We start from the raw sequence: 16,181 nt of genomic DNA on the forward strand, positions 1-16,181 counted from the left end.
TCATTGGCAGACGTCGACCCACTCCGCGTCCGTCAGTTCGGCCATCACATCGGGTGAAATCTTCACCGCCGCATTGGTGGCGCCGGCCGCGGGAACTACCTCACGATAGTTTTTCAGTGATATGTCGCAAAACACCGGGAGGGTCGAGGGCAGGCCGAAAGGGCACACCCCGCCGATGGGATGGCTGGTCACCGCAACCACCTCATCCGGTCCAAGCATGCGCGGCTTTGCTCCGAAATGATCGCGGAATTTCCGGTTGTCGAGGCGTTTCGTGCCGGCGGCGACGACGAGAAGAATGGTGTCGCCCGCCTTCAGGCAGATCGTTTTCGCAATCTGGTCGGGGTCGACGCCGTGTGCTTCGGCGGCCAGCGCCACCGTCGCTGAACTCGCTTCCGTTTCAATCACGGTCACTTCGGGCGACTTTTCGGTGAAGAAGGCTCTGACGGATTCGATAGACATGCGTATTTATTAGGCGTTACGCGGAGAAGCTTCAAGTCACCCTGAAGTAGCTATGCATTATGCGCAATGCTGCGCTGCGATGAAACGTCTGTTTTTTAAGCTGATATCCTGTATCTTCAAACCATCGAAGCGACGCACTCCTCCTCCCAGCGTCGCCCGATTGGACTGACAATACTCCTCCTCCCAATTGTCAGTCAGTTTCAAGAACCCGGCGCACCTCCTCCCGCGCCGGGTTTTTGCTGTTTAGGGCCTTGTTTCCAACGGATTTGGGTGGCCGGCGGCTCACAAAGATCGCCGCGTTTTTCAAAGAAACTTGACTTTTCGCCCCTGCCAACCTAGGTGTTCGGCCATCGATATTTGTTTGACGACCAGAGCTTCGGCGCCTTTTTGGGTGCACACGACGATCTTTCCTTCAAATTCGACCTAAGTCCGCACTGCTCGCAGTGCAAATACAATTGCCAACGGAAGGAAATCGTTATGGCGACTGGTACAGTAAAGTGGTTCAACGCAACCAAGGGCTACGGCTTCATTCAGCCTGACGACGGTTCGCAGGACGTATTCGTTCACATCTCCGCTGTTGAGCGCGCTGGTCTGACCGCCCTCAACGACGGCCAGAAGCTCTCCTACGAGCTGATGCAGGATCGTCGCTCGGGCAAGATGTCCGCAGGCAACCTCGTTGCTGCCTGATAAGCGCTTTGGCCCGAAAGGGTCATTCGCATGAATGGAAAGGCCGGATTTTTCCGGCCTTTTTCTTTTGCAGGAAGGGACTGGGCCGGCCACTCTTGAAAGAGCCGGACGACATACCAATATAGGGTTCAACAGTGCTCCGGATCGGAACTGCCGGGAATGGCGCTTTTAAAAGTGCCGCTGCTGTTGCGTTAACCAAAGATTAACCAAAGCAGCCGATCCTGAGCCGGAAAGCAGCGTCGATATCTTTGGCGCGCTCTGGAGCATCAGACCGTTTGAACGCTTTGACCACGGATGTACTGGCATTGACGAAAAACGGATGGAAAGGTCGGGCTTGCCCGGCCTTTTTGTTTATGTACCGAGGAGGTGCCGAATATTCGGCGCCTCCTCTTTTTTCGGATTATTTTGCCGCGAGTGCGTCGAGAATGCGGACCCAGGAGCGGATGCCCTTGTGGAACGACTGCAGGTCGTATTTTTCATTCGGCGAATGAATGCGGTCATCGGTAAGTCCGAAGCCCACAAGCAGCGAATCCATTCCCAGCATCTTCTGGAAATCGCCGACGATCGGGATCGAGCCTCCCATGCCGATGACGACGGCGGGCTTTGGCCACTCTTCCGAAAGCGCATTTTTGGCTTTGGTCAGTACGGGCGAGTCGTAGGACAGCTGGATGGCGGGTGAACCGCCATGTTCGTGGAACTCCACGGAGCAGTCGGCGGGTATTTTCGAGCGCACATAGCCCCGGAAGCTTTCGCGAATGGCCGCAGGGTCCTGCTCACCGACGAGACGGAAAGACACCTTGGCGGAGGCTTTCGCGGCGATCACGGTCTTGAAACCATCGCCGGTATAGCCGCCGATAATGCCGTTGACTTCCGCCGTTGGCCGCGCCCAGGTCTGCTCCAGCACGGAGCGACCCTTTTCGCCCGAGGGAACCGAAAGGCCGACTTCGCCGAGAAAGGCTTCGGCCGTGCGGCCCAGCGTTTCCCAGGAGGCCTTGATGTTGGCTGGGGTTTCTTCCACGCCGTCATAAAAGCCTGAAAGAGTTACCCGGCCGGTCTCGTCATGCAGGCCGGCGAGAATATCGGTGAGGATGTGGATGGGGTTTGCCGCCGCCCCACCGAACAGACCGGAATGCAGATCGCGGTCGGCTGCTGTGATGACGACTTCTTCGCCGACCAGGCCGCGAAGGGCCGCAGCAATGGCTGGCGTATCCCGGTCCCACATGCCGGTATCGCAGACCAGCGCATAATCGGCCTTCAGTTCTTCCGCATTGGCTTCGAGGAAAGGCTTCAGCGACGGCGAGCCGGATTCCTCTTCGCCTTCAAAAAGAATGGTGACACGCACCGGCAGGCCGCCATTCACTGCCTTATAGGCGCGGCAGGCTTCGACGAAGGTCATCAGCTGGCCCTTGTCGTCTGCCGTACCACGTCCCGTGATCACCTGGCGGCCGGCGCCGATATCCTTGACGGCGGGTTCGAACGGATCGTTTTCCCAGAGCTCGAGCGGATCAACCGGCTGTACGTCATAATGGCCGTAAAAAAGCACATGCGGCGCGTCCTTGGTGGCCGCATCATGATGCGCCACCACCATGGGGTGGCCGGCCGTATCGCGCACGGAGGCCGTAAAGCCGAGCGCTGAAAGCGTCCTGACCAGCCACTCCGCCGCCTTGCGGCATTCCGCCTTGTAGGCGGGGTCCGTCGAAATCGACGGAATGCGTACGAGCTCGAACAGTCGCTCAAGGCTGGAGGTGAGATTGTCGTCGGCGGTGGAAAGAATGGGGGAAACGTCTGTCATCGCTGATCCTGTCATGTCTGTCGTGACCCGGCGATAAGACGAAACATCCGGGCATCGCGCATCGCGGGAAACAAGGGGGCCGGCGCGTCGTGAATCGGCAAACGTGCGGCCGCCGGAACGATAGAGCAGTTCAGGGAAAGTGCGAAGTGGTTTCGGGCTGTAAATGCTATTTCGCTTTTTTGGCGCTTTCGATCGCCCGGCGCATATATTCCAGCAAAAGCTGTCTCTCGAAACGCCGGAAATCCTTGAGCAGTGCATCTTCGGTGGCTTCGGAAGCTGCAATGGCATTGGCTTCCAGATCCCTGCCGCGCTGTGTCAGCTCGATGATCTGGGCACGGCGGTCGCTTGGATGGGATTTGCGGATGATCAGCCCGTCGCGTTCCATGCGTGAGAGCGTATTGGCGAGCGTCGCCTGTTCGACATCGATTCTATCAAGCAATTGTCGCTGCGTCAGGCCGTCCTCATGCCAAAGTTCGATGAGAATGGGGAATTGTCCGGGCGAGAAACCCAGGGCGGCGGCTCTTTTCTGCAGCGCCATGGTGAATTCCCGCGCCATTTTCGAGGCGAGATAGATCGCCGATTCGTCCCGGGAAAAACCCATTTTTCCGCCCATAAAACATCACGGCCGGCTTAGCCCGGCAATTCAATAGCGCAATATATATCGCATGATATGTTTAGGCCAGCCCGAAACGGCGCATAAAATAAAACCGCCATGGCCGGGAGGGGTCGGCCATGGCGGTCATATTGGAGGACAAAGGCCCGGAGAGGGGGAAAGGCCTTTGTCCGGTCTGACGCGGCGGGGGACGAGCCAGCTATCAGACTACGGCGTGATCAGGCGCCGTCCCTTATGAAATGTGTCTGCAAATGCGGCTTTTCAAGGGAAGAGCGGATTACAAATCGGTAACGTTCCGGTGAATTTTGCGGGCCTGTGCTGACGCCTCGTTCCCCGCGCTTTACGGTGCGTTGTGCGAAGTTTCGGTAGACGTCAAAACGGCCCCGCGCTATCCATGCTACCCATGAAAAAAGGCGATCATCTCTTCCTCGTTGACGGTTCCGGTTTCATTTTCCGGGCCTTCCATGCAATCCCGCCGCTGAACCGCAAGTCGGACGGGCTGCCGGTCAACGCCGTTTCCGGTTTCTGCAACATGTTGTGGAAGCTCTTGAGGGATGCGCGCAATACCGATGTCGGCGTGACGCCTACCCATTTCGCGGTGATTTTCGACCATTCATCGAAGACCTTCCGCAACGAGCTTTATGATCTCTACAAGGCCAACCGCACCGCGCCGCCGGAAGATCTGGTTCCGCAATTCGGCCTGATCCGCGAGGCGACGCGCGCCTTCAACCTTCCCTGCATCGAGACGGAAGGCTTCGAGGCTGATGATATCATCGCCACTTATGCCCGGCAGGCCGAAGCGATCGGCGCCGATGTCACCATCATCTCCTCCGACAAGGATCTGATGCAGCTCGTCACGGCCAATGTACACATGTACGACGCCATGAAGGACAAGCAGATCGGCATTCCTGATGTCATCGAGAAGTGGGGCGTAGGCCCTGAAAAGATGATCGACCTGCAGGCGATGACCGGCGATTCTACCGACAATGTGCCCGGCATTCCCGGCATCGGCCCGAAGACGGCGGCGCAGTTGCTGGAGGAATATGGCGATCTCGATACCCTCCTGACCCGTGCTGGCGAAATCAAGCAGCAGAAGCGGCGGGAGAATATCATCGCCAATGCGGAACTTGCCCGCCTTTCCAGACAGCTTGTGGCGCTCAGGACTGATGTGCCGCTGGAGCAGTCGCTTGAAGCGCTGGTGCTCGAACCGCAGAACGGGCCGAAACTGATCGCCTTCCTGAAGGCGATGGAGTTCACGACGCTGACACGCCGGGTGGCCGAAGCGACCGAAACCGACGCTTCTGCCATCGACCCTGCCAATGTGCCGGTGCAATGGGGTGCCGATGCCCATGGTCCCGATCTTGATGCGCCAGCCCCTGCCGTTCAGGCTGGTGAAGTGGCCACTAACACCGCTGGCGCCGCGGCTTCGCCCGCCGCTCCGGCAAGAAAAGTAACGGGGGAGGGCAGCGCGCCCGCCGATCTGGCCGCAGCGCGACAGGCGCTTTTTTCCGCCGCCAAGATCGATACGACAGCCTATCTAACGATCAGGGATCTTCCGACGCTCGACCGCTGGATTGCGGCGGCCCGGGAGACGGGCGTTGTCGCCTTCGATACGGAAACGACCTCGCTCGATCCGATGCAGGCCGAACTTGTCGGTTTCTCTCTGGCGATTGCCGATAACGGCAAGGATGCCACGGGCACCGATATCCGGGCCGCTTATGTTCCTTTGACGCACAAGACCGGCTCCGGCGGCGATCTCTTCAGCGATGGCATCAGAATGGCGGAGGGGCAGGTGCCCTTTGCCGAGGCGCTGGCGCGCCTGAAGGACCTGCTCGAAGATGAAGCTGTCCTGAAAGTCGCCCAGAACCTCAAATATGATTATCTGCTGATGAAACGCCACGGCGTCGTCATGCAGAGCTTCGACGACACGATGCTGATTTCCTATGTTCTCGAGGCCGGCAAGGCCACGCACGGCATGGATTCGCTGTCCGAACGCTGGCTTGGCCACACGCCGATCGCCTATAAGGACGTGGCGGGATCGGGCAAGTCGAGCGTCACCTTCGATTTTGTCGATATCGACAAGGCGACAGCCTACGCGGCGGAAGACGCGGATGTCACCTTAAGGCTATGGATGGCGCTGAAGCCGAGGCTTGTGTCGGAACGGCTGACCAAGGTCTATGAGCGGCTGGAGCGCCCCCTCGTGCCGGTTCTGGCGCATATGGAAGAGCGCGGCATCACCATCGACCGGCAGATTCTCTCGCGCCTTTCCGGCGAACTCGCGCAGAAGGCTGCGTCCTTCGAAGAGGAAATCTACGAGCTGGCAGGCGAGCGTTTCAATATCGGATCGCCAAAGCAGCTCGGCGATATCCTTTTTGGCAAGATGGGTCTGCCGGGTGGTTCCAAGACCAAGACCGGTCAATGGTCGACATCGGCACAGGTTCTGGAAGATCTCGCGGCGGAAGGTATCGAACTGCCGCGCAAGATCGTCGACTGGCGGCAGCTGACGAAGCTGAAATCGACCTATACGGATGCGCTGCCGGGATATATCCATCCCGAAACGAAGCGGGTGCACACATCCTATGCGCTCGCCTCCACCACCACGGGACGCCTGTCCTCCTCGGAACCGAACCTTCAGAACATCCCGGTCCGCACTGCCGAAGGGCGCAAGATCCGCACGGCTTTCATCTCCACGCCGGGTCACAAGCTTCTGTCGGCCGATTACAGCCAGATCGAACTGCGTGTGCTGGCTCATGTCGCCGATATTCCGCAGCTTCGCAACGCCTTCGAAAACGGCATCGACATTCACGCGATGACGGCATCGGAAATGTTCGGCGTGCCTGTCGAAGGCATGCCGTCGGAAGTGCGCCGCCGCGCCAAGGCCATCAACTTCGGCATCATCTACGGCATTTCCGCTTTTGGCCTTGCCAATCAGCTCAGCATCGCCCGCTCCGAAGCAGGCGACTATATCAAGAAATATTTCGAGCGTTTTCCCGGTATTCGCGACTACATGGAGGCGACCAAGGCCTTCGCCCGCGAAAACGGTTATGTCGAAACGATTTTCGGCCGCCGCGCGCATTATCCGGAAATTCGCTCTTCCAATCCTTCGGTAAAAGCATTCAACGAGCGCGCGGCCATCAACGCGCCGATCCAGGGCTCGGCTGCCGATATCATCCGCCGTGCCATGGTCCGCATCGAGCCCGCGCTGGAGGCGGAAAAACTTTCCGCCCGCATGCTGTTGCAGGTGCATGACGAACTCATCTTCGAAGTCGAGGAAGCGGAGATCGAAAAGACCTTGCCCGTCGTCGTCTCTGTCATGGAAAACGCGGCCATGCCGGCGATTTCGATGAAGGTGCCGCTGAAAGTGGATGCTCGCGCGGCCGACAATTGGGATGAGGCGCACTGATCGGCGAACCGGCTTTCTGTGAATTCCGGGACATGAACCACTTCAAGGAGCGCGTCATTTTCGATAAGACGTGAGCCATGATTTGCGATGCCTGACGATCGCTTGTTGCGCTTATTCCGCTGAATCGGAAAAAATGCGCGTCAGGGCTGGTCAAAGCCCGTTTGGGCATGTATAAGCGCGCCAAATTTCCGATATCGAGACATCCGACATTCGGCCTTTGGTTCTGGCCGGTTCCGTTGTTTCGCCGCTTAAGTGGAGTAACAAAAATGGCTGTACCAAAAAGAAAAACAAGCCCGTCCAAGCGTGGCATGCGCCGCTCGGCTGACGGTCTCAAGTCTGCGACCTACGTTGAAGACAAGAACTCCGGCGAACTGCGCCGTCCGCACCATATCGATCTGAAGACCGGTATGTATCGCGGTCGTCAGGTTCTGACGCCGAAGGAAAGCGCATAAGCTTTTCTGAAATCATCTTTGCAAAAAACCGGTCCTCGTGGCCGGTTTTTTGTTTTTTGGACTGTCTGGCTGCCTTTTCCGCTCACTTGGAAAATTCGGCCGCTCCACCTACACTCTTTTAGGGAGAGCAGGTTTGATGCCTGCAACAGGAGGGGAGCTTCGGTGAAATATCGCTGGATTTTGTTGATGCTTCTCAGCTTCGGTCTCGGTTATGGCGCCGTGACGAGAGGCGGCGGCATCATTGCGGAAAGCTATTTCGGCGAAATGTCCGAGCAGGGCCGCACGACCCTCCGGTTGGCTGTCTCCGCTCTCGGCGGGCTTTTGAACCGTTACGAACCGCTGCCCGCCTTGATCGCCGATCACGACGACATTGAGGAACTGGTCGCACATCCCAAGGATGCCGAGCTGCGCCAGCGCGCCAATGTCTACCTCAAATCTATTAACACCCTGCTGGAATCCTCCGATATCTACATCATCACGCTCGACGGGGAGACCATCGCCGCCAGCAACTATGATGGTCCGACGAGTTTCGTTGGTGAGAATTTCAGCTACCGCCCTTATTTTCAGGATGCCGCGAAGGGCTTGCAGTCGCGGTTCTTCGCGCTTGGCACCACCTCCCATAAGCGCGGCTATTATTTTTCCGCGCCCATCCTCTTCAATGAGGAAATCAAGGGCGTCATCGTCTTCAAGGTCGATATTGAAGGCATCGAGGCCTCATTCGGCGATGGTGAGAACCGAATTCTGGTCTCGGACCCTGAGGGCATCATCTTCATGACTGGAACGCCGCAATGGCTTTATTCCGGTCTGATGCCGCTGACGCCCGAACGGCTGGCACGAACGGAGGCTTCCCGCCGGTATGCCAATGCCACCCTCAAGGAACTGCCGCTGAAAAACGGCAATTTCGGTTCGCATCAGCTGATGACGATCGTCCAGGACGACGGCGAGAGGGAATATATGCTCCTGTCACAGCCCATGCCCGATGCCGGTTGGACGGTCAGCGTGCTGATGGATACAGGTTCGCTCAGGACGCAGGTCAAGACCGCGATGATCGCGATAATCCTGTGCCTGTGTCTGGCCGCCGCCGTGATTGCGGCCATGCTGCAAAGACGGCGGCGTCTGCGCGAACGGCTGATCCATCAGGCAGAGGCGCAGGCGGAACTGGAACGCCGGGTGGAGGAGCGCACTGCCGATCTGGCGCGGGTGAACCAGGAGATCGAACACGAAATCGCCGAACGCCGCCAGACGGAAAAACAGCTGCGCAAGATGCAGAACGATCTGGTGCAGGCCGGTAAGCTTGCAGCCCTCGGGCAGATGTCGGCGGCGCTGTCGCATGAGTTCAATCAGCCGCTTGCCGCGGCCAAGAACTATGCCGAAAATGCTTCGCTTCTCGTGGAGCGCGAGCGGCTGGAAGAGGTGACGGAAAACCTCAGGCGTATTTCAGGCCTTATCGACCGCATGGCGTCGATCAGCAAGCATCTCAGGAATTTCGCCCGCAAGCCCAACGAAAAAATGGCAGCGGTGGGTCTGGAGGCGGTGCTTCGGGATACGCTCGAAATTGTCGGTGCGCGGTTGAAGGCCGCCGATGCGGTGCTGGATGTTGATCTCGGGCCGGTGCAGCTTGCGGTGAAAGCCGGCCCGGTGAGATTGCAGCAGGTGCTCGTCAACATCATCTCCAACGCGGCCGATGCTGTGGAAGGGCGCGAGGATCGCCATATTGCGCTGCAAGCCGTCCAGCATGGCCAGATGGTATCGATTTTTATCCGCGATCGTGGTCCCGGCGTGCCGGCGGCGATTTCGGAGCGCATTTTTGATCCCTTCTTCACCACCAAGGGTGTGGGACGCGGCCTCGGTCTGGGCCTGTCCATCTCCTATAATATCATCAAGGATTTTGGCGGCCAGTTGCGGGTGAGAAACCATGAAGAGGGTGGGGCGGAGTTCGAGATCGAATTGCCAGCCGCCGCCTGGCGTGTGGAGGCGGCTGCGGAATGACCATGTCGCGGGTCCTGTTGATTGATGACGAGGAGGAGCTGCGCTTTTCCACCGCGCAGGCGCTGGAGCTTTCCGGCTTTGCCGTCACCATGCTCGCGAGTGCCGAGCATGCGCTCGAACTCATCGGTTACAGCTTTGATGGCGTCGTGGTCAGCGATATCAGGATGCCCGGCATGGATGGCATGACGTTGCTGCAGAAGGTGCGCGAGCTCGATCCGGAAATACCTGTCATCCTGATGACGGGCCATGGTGATGTGCAGCTTGCGGTCAACGCCATGCGCAACGGCGCCTATGATTTCATCGAAAAGCCGTTCACGCCGCAATATCTCGCCGGCATCATCAAAAGGGCGAATGACCGGCGGGCGCTGGTGCTGGAAAACCGCCGCCTCAAGGCGGTGGCGGGCAAGCACGACGATCTCGAAACACGTCTGCCCGGCAGAACCCAGATCATGGTCGATCTGCGATACCGCATCCGCGCGATTGGCGCGACGGACGCCGATACGCTGATCGTTGGCGATACCGGCGCGGGCAAGGAGGTCGTGGCGCGCGCGCTTCACGATATCAGTGCCAGAAGCAACCGGCCCTTCGTTGCGATCAATTGCGCCGCCCTCCCGCAGACGTTGATCGAAAGCGAATTGTTCGGTCATGAGGCGGGTGCGTTTCCCGGCGCGCTTCGCCCGCGCTACGGCAAGTTCGAACATGCCCGCGGCGGCACCATCCTGCTGGACGAGATCGGCTCCATGCCCTTCGAATTGCAGGGCCGTTTCCTTCGTGTCCTGCAGGAACGGGTGATTACCCGTCTGGGCTCGAATGAAACGGTCGAACTCGATGTTCGCTTCATTGCCACAAGCAAGGTGGATCTGGAACAGGAAGTCGCGGCTGGCCGGTTCCGTGCCGATCTTCTTTATCGGCTCAACGTGGCTACACTTCTCGTGCCATCTCTCTCGCAGCGCAGTGCCGATATACCGCTCCTCTTCCTGCATCTCGTGCGGGAAGCTGCTGCGCGCTACGGGCGGGAAGACATGGAGGTGCCGCAAAATCTGCTCTCGGCCGTCTCCCTTCGTGAGTGGCCGGGCAACGTGCGTGAATTGCGCAATGCCGCGGACCGTTTCGTTCTCGGCCTGGAAAGCGATGTTTCCGAAGGGTCGTTGCCGTTTCAGGCTGACGGAAAAGCGGCTCTTGCTGCAAGGGTTGCGGCTTATGAAAAAAGCCTGATCGCACATGCAATTGCCGCCCACGGCGGAAATCTGAAATCCGTCTATGAGGCGCTCGGCATTTCGCGCAAAACGCTCTATGAAAAAATGCAGAAATACGGGCTGCACCGGCACATGACCGAGGTGTAGTGGGTGGATTTCCACCCATGAATAGGTGCTTATGGGTCGAAATCCACCCATTGCCTCTCGCGATAGCGATAAAAGCGCATCCTACTGCAAGACCGCCATTGCTGAACGGCAATCCCGGATCGCAAATATGTCACCCCGGTCGCCATGGAGGAGCATGCGCGGCTGAAGTGGCGAACATTTTCATCCGGGAGGAATCGATGAAAATACTGAAGACAGTCACCGGCCTTGCTGCCGCCGCTGCCGTTTCCCTTTTTGCGCTGTCCGCATCCGCTCAGAACTATCCAGAGCGCAACATCACCATGGTCGTGCCCTTTGCCGCCGGCGGCCCGACGGATACGGTCGCGCGTCTTGTCGCAGAATCCATGTCGAAGGATCTCGGTCAGCAGATCATCGTCGAAAATGTCGGCGGCGCAGGCGGCACGCTGGGTGCTGGTCGTGTGGCATCGTCCGATCCGGACGGTTACACCGTCCTTCTCCACCATATCGGCATGGCCACCAGCGCCACGCTCTACCGCAAGCTCGCCTATGACACGCTGAACGCCTTCGAATATGTTGGTCTCGTCACCGAAGTGCCGATGACGATCCTGTCGCGCAAGACCCTTGAGACGAAGGATCTGAAGGGTCTGATCGAATACGCCAAGGCGAACAAGGACAAGGTCACGGTTGCCAATGCCGGCATTGGCGCTGCCTCGCATCTCTGCGGCATGCTGTTCATGAGCGCCATCGAGACGCCACTGGTCACCGTTCCCTATAAGGGAACCGGGCCGGCCATGACCGATCTGCTCGGCGGCCAGGTCGACATCATGTGCGACCAGACCACCAACACCACCAAGCAGATTCAGGGCGGAACCGTGAAAGCCTATGCCGTAACCACGGCCAAGCGGCTGGACGTGCTGCCTGACGTGCCGACGGTCGTCGAGGCGGGCCTGCCGAAGCTTGAGGTTGGCATCTGGCACGGCATCTATACGCCCAAGGGCACGCCGGCTGAAATCAACGAAAAGCTCTCCAAGTCGCTGCAGGTCGCGCTGAAGGACAAGAATGTCGCGGCTCGTTTTGCAGAACTGGGCACCACGCCCTCTTCGGAAAGCGATGCGACGCCGGCGGCACTCAAGGCCAAGCTCGAAAGCGAAATCGCCCGCTGGAAGCCGGTGATCGAAGCTGCCGGCCAATATGCCGACTGATGAACGCGGAAGGACCGGCGGCATCGCCGCCGGTCGACCGTGATCATTTTAACAGGCGGACCGGTGTGATGCCGGCCGCGGTGGAGGGGCATCTTTCATGAAGTCATTATTTAATGACCCTGCCGAGGCAGTCTGCGGGGCAATTTTTATGGGACTTGGCGTCTTTTTCGCCTTGCAGTCCTATGGGCTGGAGATCGGAACCGCCTTTCGTATGGGGCCGGGCTATTTCCCGCTCGTTCTGGCAATTATCCTCATTCTGCTCGGTGGCATCATATTCCTCCGCTCAGCCCGCCCGGCCGGGGAAGGGATCGGAGCGATCGCATGGCGTGGCATATTCTTCATCCTGCCTGCGCCGATCTTCTTCGGTTTTACTGTCCGGGGTCTTGGTTTCGTGCCGGCGCTGTTTTTTAGCGCGCTCATCGCCTCGTTTGCCTCGCACAAGATGAGTCCGATCATGGCGATTATTCTTTCCGCAGCCATCACGGCCTTCTCCGTCGCTGTTTTCAATTACGGTCTCGGCCTGCCGTTCCAGCGCTTCGGCCCCTGGCTTAAATTTTGAGGTGCTGCGATGGATTTGCTTGATAATCTTGCTCTCGGTTTCGTCACCGCCTCATCGCTGGCAAACCTGTTCTTCTGCCTGATCGGCGTGTTGCTCGGCACCCTGATCGGCGTGTTGCCCGGCATCGGCGCGACGGCGACCATTGCCATGCTGCTGCCCATCACCTTTCAGCTCGAGCCCGTCTCGTCGCTGATCATGCTCGCCGGCATTTATTATGGCGCGCAATATGGCGGTTCCACCACGGCCATCCTGATCAACATGCCCGGCGAATCCTCCTCTGCCGTCACCGCCATCGATGGTTATCAGATGGCGCGCAAGGGCAAGGCAGGGGCTGCTCTCGCCATTGCCGCCATCGGTTCGTTCTTTGCCGGCACGGTTTCCACCTTCCTCGTCGCGATCTTTGCGCCGCCTCTGACCGCAATTGCGCTGGAGTTTGGTGCGGCGGAATATTTCTCACTGATGGTCGTCGGCCTCGTTTCGTCCATCGCCCTTGCCCATGGCTCCATCGTCAAGGCGCTGGCCATGGTCGTGCTTGGTCTGCTGCTCGGTCTGGTCGGCACGGATATCTACAGCGGCACGCCGCGCTTCACCCTTGGCATCCGCGAATATGCCGATGGTCTGAACTTCGTCGCCGTGGCTGTGGGTGTCTTCGGTATCGCCGAAATCCTGCGCAACCTCGAAAACGAGCGCACCCGTTCGGTGCTGATCGCCAAGGTCAGCGGGCTGATGCCCACGCGGGAGGATTTCAGGAAAATGGTCGGCCCGGTGCTACGCGGCACGGCCATCGGTTCCGCGCTCGGCATCCTGCCGGGCGGCGGCGCCATCCTCGCGGCCTTTGCGTCCTACACGGTGGAAAAACGCGTCTCCAAGAACCCGGAGGAATTCGGGCATGGCGCGGTGGCCGGTGTGGCCGGTCCGGAATCGGCCAATAATGCCGGCGCCCAGACCTCCTTCATCCCGCTGCTCACGCTCGGCATCCCCGCCAATCCGGTGATGGCGCTGATGATTGGGGCGATGATCATTCAGGGGATCGTGCCGGGTCCAAACGTTGCGATCGAGCAGCCGGCGCTGTTCTGGGGCATCATTGCCTCCATGTGGATCGGCAACTTGATGCTCGTCGTCCTGAACCTACCGCTGATCGGGCTGTGGGTTAAGCTATTGACGGTGCCCTATTATGTGCTGTTCCCCATCATCATGGCTTTCTGCGCCATCGGGGTTTATAGCGTCAATTCCAACGTCTTTGATCTCTATGCCGTCGCCTTCTTCGGCTTCATCGGCTACGTGCTGGTGAAATTGCGCTGCGAGCCGGCGCCGCTGCTCCTCGGTTTCGTGCTTGGCCCGCTCCTGGAGGAAAACCTGCGTCGCGCGATGATCCTGTCCCGCGGTGATCCAACCACCTTCGTCACCCGGCCGATCAGCGCCACACTGCTTTTCATCGCTTTGGCCGTGCTGATCGTCGTCTTCCTGCCAAGCGTGAAGAAGAAACGAGAAGAGGTTTTCGTAGAAGAAGACTAAGCAATATCAAACTTCCCGACGCCGGCGATGGAAACATCGCCGGCTTTTTCCGTTTCCGGATCACCATGACGAATTCGCTTCACGAAAGCGACATATGGTTGACTCGCAAGCTTTTAGGCCCAAGGAAGGGCTGGAAAGAGAGGTCGATATGACGTCGGAAACCGAAAAACGGATCATCGCGCTCGAGGAGACGGTCGCGCATCAGGTGAAGGTGATAGAGGAACTGTCCGACCAGCTGGCGGAACAGTGGAAGGTGGTGGAGCAGACCCGCGCCAAGCTCGACCGCTTGACGGAGAGGTTCCTTAGCCTTGAGGAGCAATCTCTGGACGCGCCTGCGATCACCCGGCCGCCGCATTATTGACAGGGAAGAGCAGATGAAAAACGACACAGCCGCGCTTGCCGCCGATATCGTCGATTTCTGGAAGAAGGCCGGGCCGGACAAGTGGTTCGACAAGGATGCCGCCTTCGACAGTCATTTCCACGACCGTTTCCGCGATACCCATTTCGCGGCAGCACGGCGCGAACTGGATGACTGGCTGGAGGGTGCGGAAAGCAGCCTTGCGCTGATGCTTCTGCTGGATCAGTTTCCGCGCAATTGTTTTCGTGGCACCGCCCACATGTATGCCACAGACCCCCTGGTGCGGCTTTTCGCCGACGAGGCCATTCGCCGTGGCCATGATCAGGCCGTGAGCGAGGATTTGCGCGTCTTCTTCTACCTGCCCTTTTCCCATGCGGAGGATATCGCCGCCCAGCGGCGTGCCTGCGACCTGAACCAGCCGCTTGGCGGGCTTTATCTTCATCATGCCGAAGAGCATCGGGATATCGTCGAACGTTTCGGCCGCTTTCCGCATCGCAACGACATATTGCTGCGGGAAACGACGCCGGAGGAACGGCAATATCTGGAAGAAGGCGGCTTTTCCGGCTGAGCCCAAAAACGAAAACGCCGCCAGTCCCAAGGGAATGGCGGCGTTCTAAAAGCTTGGGACCGGCGGCAATCAGCCGTCGAAGAATTCCTTCATCCTGGCAAAGAAGCCCGTCGATTCCGGATTGTTCTCCTTCGACGAGAGCTGCTCGAACTCCTGCAACAACTCGCGCTGGCGCTTGCTGAGCTTCTGCGGGGTTTCGATCTGAATCTGGATATAGAGATCGCCCGTCTGCGCAGAACGCAATACCGGCATGCCCTTACCCTTCAGACGGAACTGCTTGCCCGGCTGGGTGCCTTCCGGAACCGTGACGCGTGACTTGGTGCCGTCGAGTGTCGTGACATCGAAGGTGCCGCCAAGCGCTGCCGTCGTCATGGAGATCGGTACGGTGCAATAAAGATCGGCACCGTCGCGCTGGAAGAACTCATGCGGACGCACGGACAGGAAGATATAGAGATCGCCCGCCGGACCGCCGCGCATGCCGGCCTCGCCTTCGCCCTGCAGGCGAATGCGGGTGCCGTCTTCGATACCCGAGGGAATGTTGACCGAGAGCGAGCGCTCTTCCGTTACACGGCCCTGACCATGGCACTTGCCGCACGGATCGGAGATCGTCTGCCCGCGGCCATGGCAGGTGGGGCAGGTGCGTTCCACCGAGAAGAAGCCCTGTGCTGCGCGCACGCGGCCGGAACCCTGACAGGTAGCGCAGGTCTTCGGCTGTGTACCTGGTTTGGCGCCAGAGCCCGAACAGACATCACAGGTGATCGAGGTAGGAACCCTGATCTGCGCCGTCTTGCCGGTGAAGGCTTCTTCCAGCGTGATTTCCATGTTGTAGCGAAGATCGGCGCCGCGTTCGCGCCCGCCGGAAGAGCGGCGCGCACGGCCACCACCCATCATCTCGCCGAAGATGTCCTCGAAGATGTCGGAGAAGCCGCCATTGGCGAAACCGCCGCCGCCAAAGCCGCCACCGCCGCCCATGCCGCCATTTTCAAATGCGGCGTGGCCGAAACGGTCATAGGCCGCGCGCTTCTGCGGGTCCTTCAGCGTTTCGTAGGCTTCGTTGATTTCCTTGAATTTCTGCTCGGATTCGGCGTTATCCGGGTTCTTGTCCGGATGGTATTTCATCGCGAGTTTGCGGAAGGCGCTTTTCAGCTCTTTTTCGTCCGCGGTCTTGCTGACGCCGAGTGTTTCGTAAAAGTCTGCTTTCGCCATTAAGTTAACAAGCCCCGCAAATGGATTTCCGGCTGCACTCGGCAGCCGGATGTCTT

14 protein-coding genes are annotated in these 16,181 nt (G+C 59.0%); 10 read left to right on the top strand and 4 right to left on the bottom strand.

From position 1 onward, the window contains the following. Positions 1-459 carry a YbaK/EbsC family protein gene (locus QRN60_RS00220; RefSeq protein WP_003507196.1) on the bottom strand — a complete coding sequence of 153 codons (459 nt, stop codon included), beginning with the start codon at positions 457-459 and terminating at the stop codon, positions 1-3. Between the two features lie 477 nt (positions 460-936). Here QRN60_RS00220 and QRN60_RS00225 point away from each other — a divergent pair, with 477 nt between their 5' ends. Continuing rightward, positions 937-1,146: a cold-shock protein gene (locus tag QRN60_RS00225; RefSeq protein ID WP_003492998.1), complete on the top strand. Its 210-nt coding sequence runs from the start codon at positions 937-939 to the stop codon at positions 1,144-1,146. 400 nt (positions 1,147-1,546) lie between these two features. Here the strand turns inward: QRN60_RS00225 and QRN60_RS00230 are convergent, their stop codons facing one another. After that, a complete protein-coding gene (locus tag QRN60_RS00230) occupies positions 1,547-2,938 on the bottom strand; it encodes a dipeptidase (RefSeq protein ID WP_080865688.1) in 1,392 nt (463 codons plus the stop codon). A 166-nt stretch (positions 2,939-3,104) separates the two neighbouring features. Beyond that, positions 3,105-3,539: a MarR family winged helix-turn-helix transcriptional regulator gene (locus QRN60_RS00235; RefSeq protein ID WP_035213110.1), complete on the bottom strand. Its 435-nt coding sequence runs from the start codon at positions 3,537-3,539 to the stop codon at positions 3,105-3,107. 415 nt (positions 3,540-3,954) lie between these two features. Here QRN60_RS00235 and polA point away from each other — a divergent pair, with 415 nt between their 5' ends. From polA to QRN60_RS00280, 9 genes are all read left to right on the top strand, one after another. Continuing rightward, positions 3,955-6,954, top strand: a complete 3,000-nt coding sequence (gene polA, locus QRN60_RS00240; protein WP_129564694.1) for a DNA polymerase I — start codon at positions 3,955-3,957, stop codon at positions 6,952-6,954. 266 nt (positions 6,955-7,220) lie between these two features. Further along, positions 7,221-7,406: a 50S ribosomal protein L32 gene (gene rpmF, locus QRN60_RS00245; RefSeq protein ID WP_003507205.1), complete on the top strand. Its 186-nt coding sequence runs from the start codon at positions 7,221-7,223 to the stop codon at positions 7,404-7,406. Positions 7,407-7,592: 186 nt separating this feature from the next. After that, positions 7,593-9,395: a sensor histidine kinase gene (locus QRN60_RS00250; RefSeq protein ID WP_162690231.1), complete on the top strand. Its 1,803-nt coding sequence runs from the start codon at positions 7,593-7,595 to the stop codon at positions 9,393-9,395. Continuing rightward, the gene (locus QRN60_RS00255; protein ID WP_003507208.1) at positions 9,392-10,738 is read left to right on the top strand and encodes a sigma-54-dependent transcriptional regulator; all 1,347 of its coding nucleotides are present in this window, start codon (positions 9,392-9,394) and stop codon (positions 10,736-10,738) included. Before QRN60_RS00250 ends, QRN60_RS00255 begins: the two co-directional genes overlap by 4 nt. A 197-nt stretch (positions 10,739-10,935) precedes the next feature. Next, entirely contained in the window at positions 10,936-11,919 is a 984-nt protein-coding gene (locus tag QRN60_RS00260; RefSeq protein WP_060723017.1) for a tripartite tricarboxylate transporter substrate-binding protein, read from the top strand. Between the two features lie 97 nt (positions 11,920-12,016). Then, positions 12,017-12,478 carry a tripartite tricarboxylate transporter TctB family protein gene (locus QRN60_RS00265; protein WP_035213079.1) on the top strand — a complete coding sequence of 154 codons (462 nt, stop codon included), beginning with the start codon at positions 12,017-12,019 and terminating at the stop codon, positions 12,476-12,478. 9 nt (positions 12,479-12,487) lie between these two features. Further along, positions 12,488-13,993 carry a tripartite tricarboxylate transporter permease gene (locus QRN60_RS00270; RefSeq protein WP_003507211.1) on the top strand — a complete coding sequence of 502 codons (1,506 nt, stop codon included), beginning with the start codon at positions 12,488-12,490 and terminating at the stop codon, positions 13,991-13,993. Positions 13,994-14,141: 148 nt separating this feature from the next. Further along, positions 14,142-14,354 (top strand): SlyX family protein, encoded by a 213-nt coding sequence (locus tag QRN60_RS00275; protein ID WP_035213112.1) that lies wholly within the window; start codon positions 14,142-14,144, stop codon positions 14,352-14,354. Between the two features lie 13 nt (positions 14,355-14,367). Continuing rightward, positions 14,368-14,919, top strand: a complete 552-nt coding sequence (locus QRN60_RS00280) for a DUF924 family protein (protein WP_003507221.1) — start codon at positions 14,368-14,370, stop codon at positions 14,917-14,919. A gap of 69 nt (positions 14,920-14,988) precedes the next feature. Here QRN60_RS00280 and dnaJ read toward each other — a convergent pair whose 3' ends face one another. Beyond that, positions 14,989-16,125 (bottom strand): molecular chaperone DnaJ, encoded by a 1,137-nt coding sequence (dnaJ, locus tag QRN60_RS00285; RefSeq protein ID WP_003507223.1) that lies wholly within the window; start codon positions 16,123-16,125, stop codon positions 14,989-14,991. Positions 16,126-16,181: the final 56 nt, after the last annotated feature.

This window comes from Agrobacterium sp. CFBP2214 (assembly GCF_030209895.1).
Lineage (GTDB): Bacteria > Pseudomonadota > Alphaproteobacteria > Rhizobiales > Rhizobiaceae > Agrobacterium > Agrobacterium radiobacter.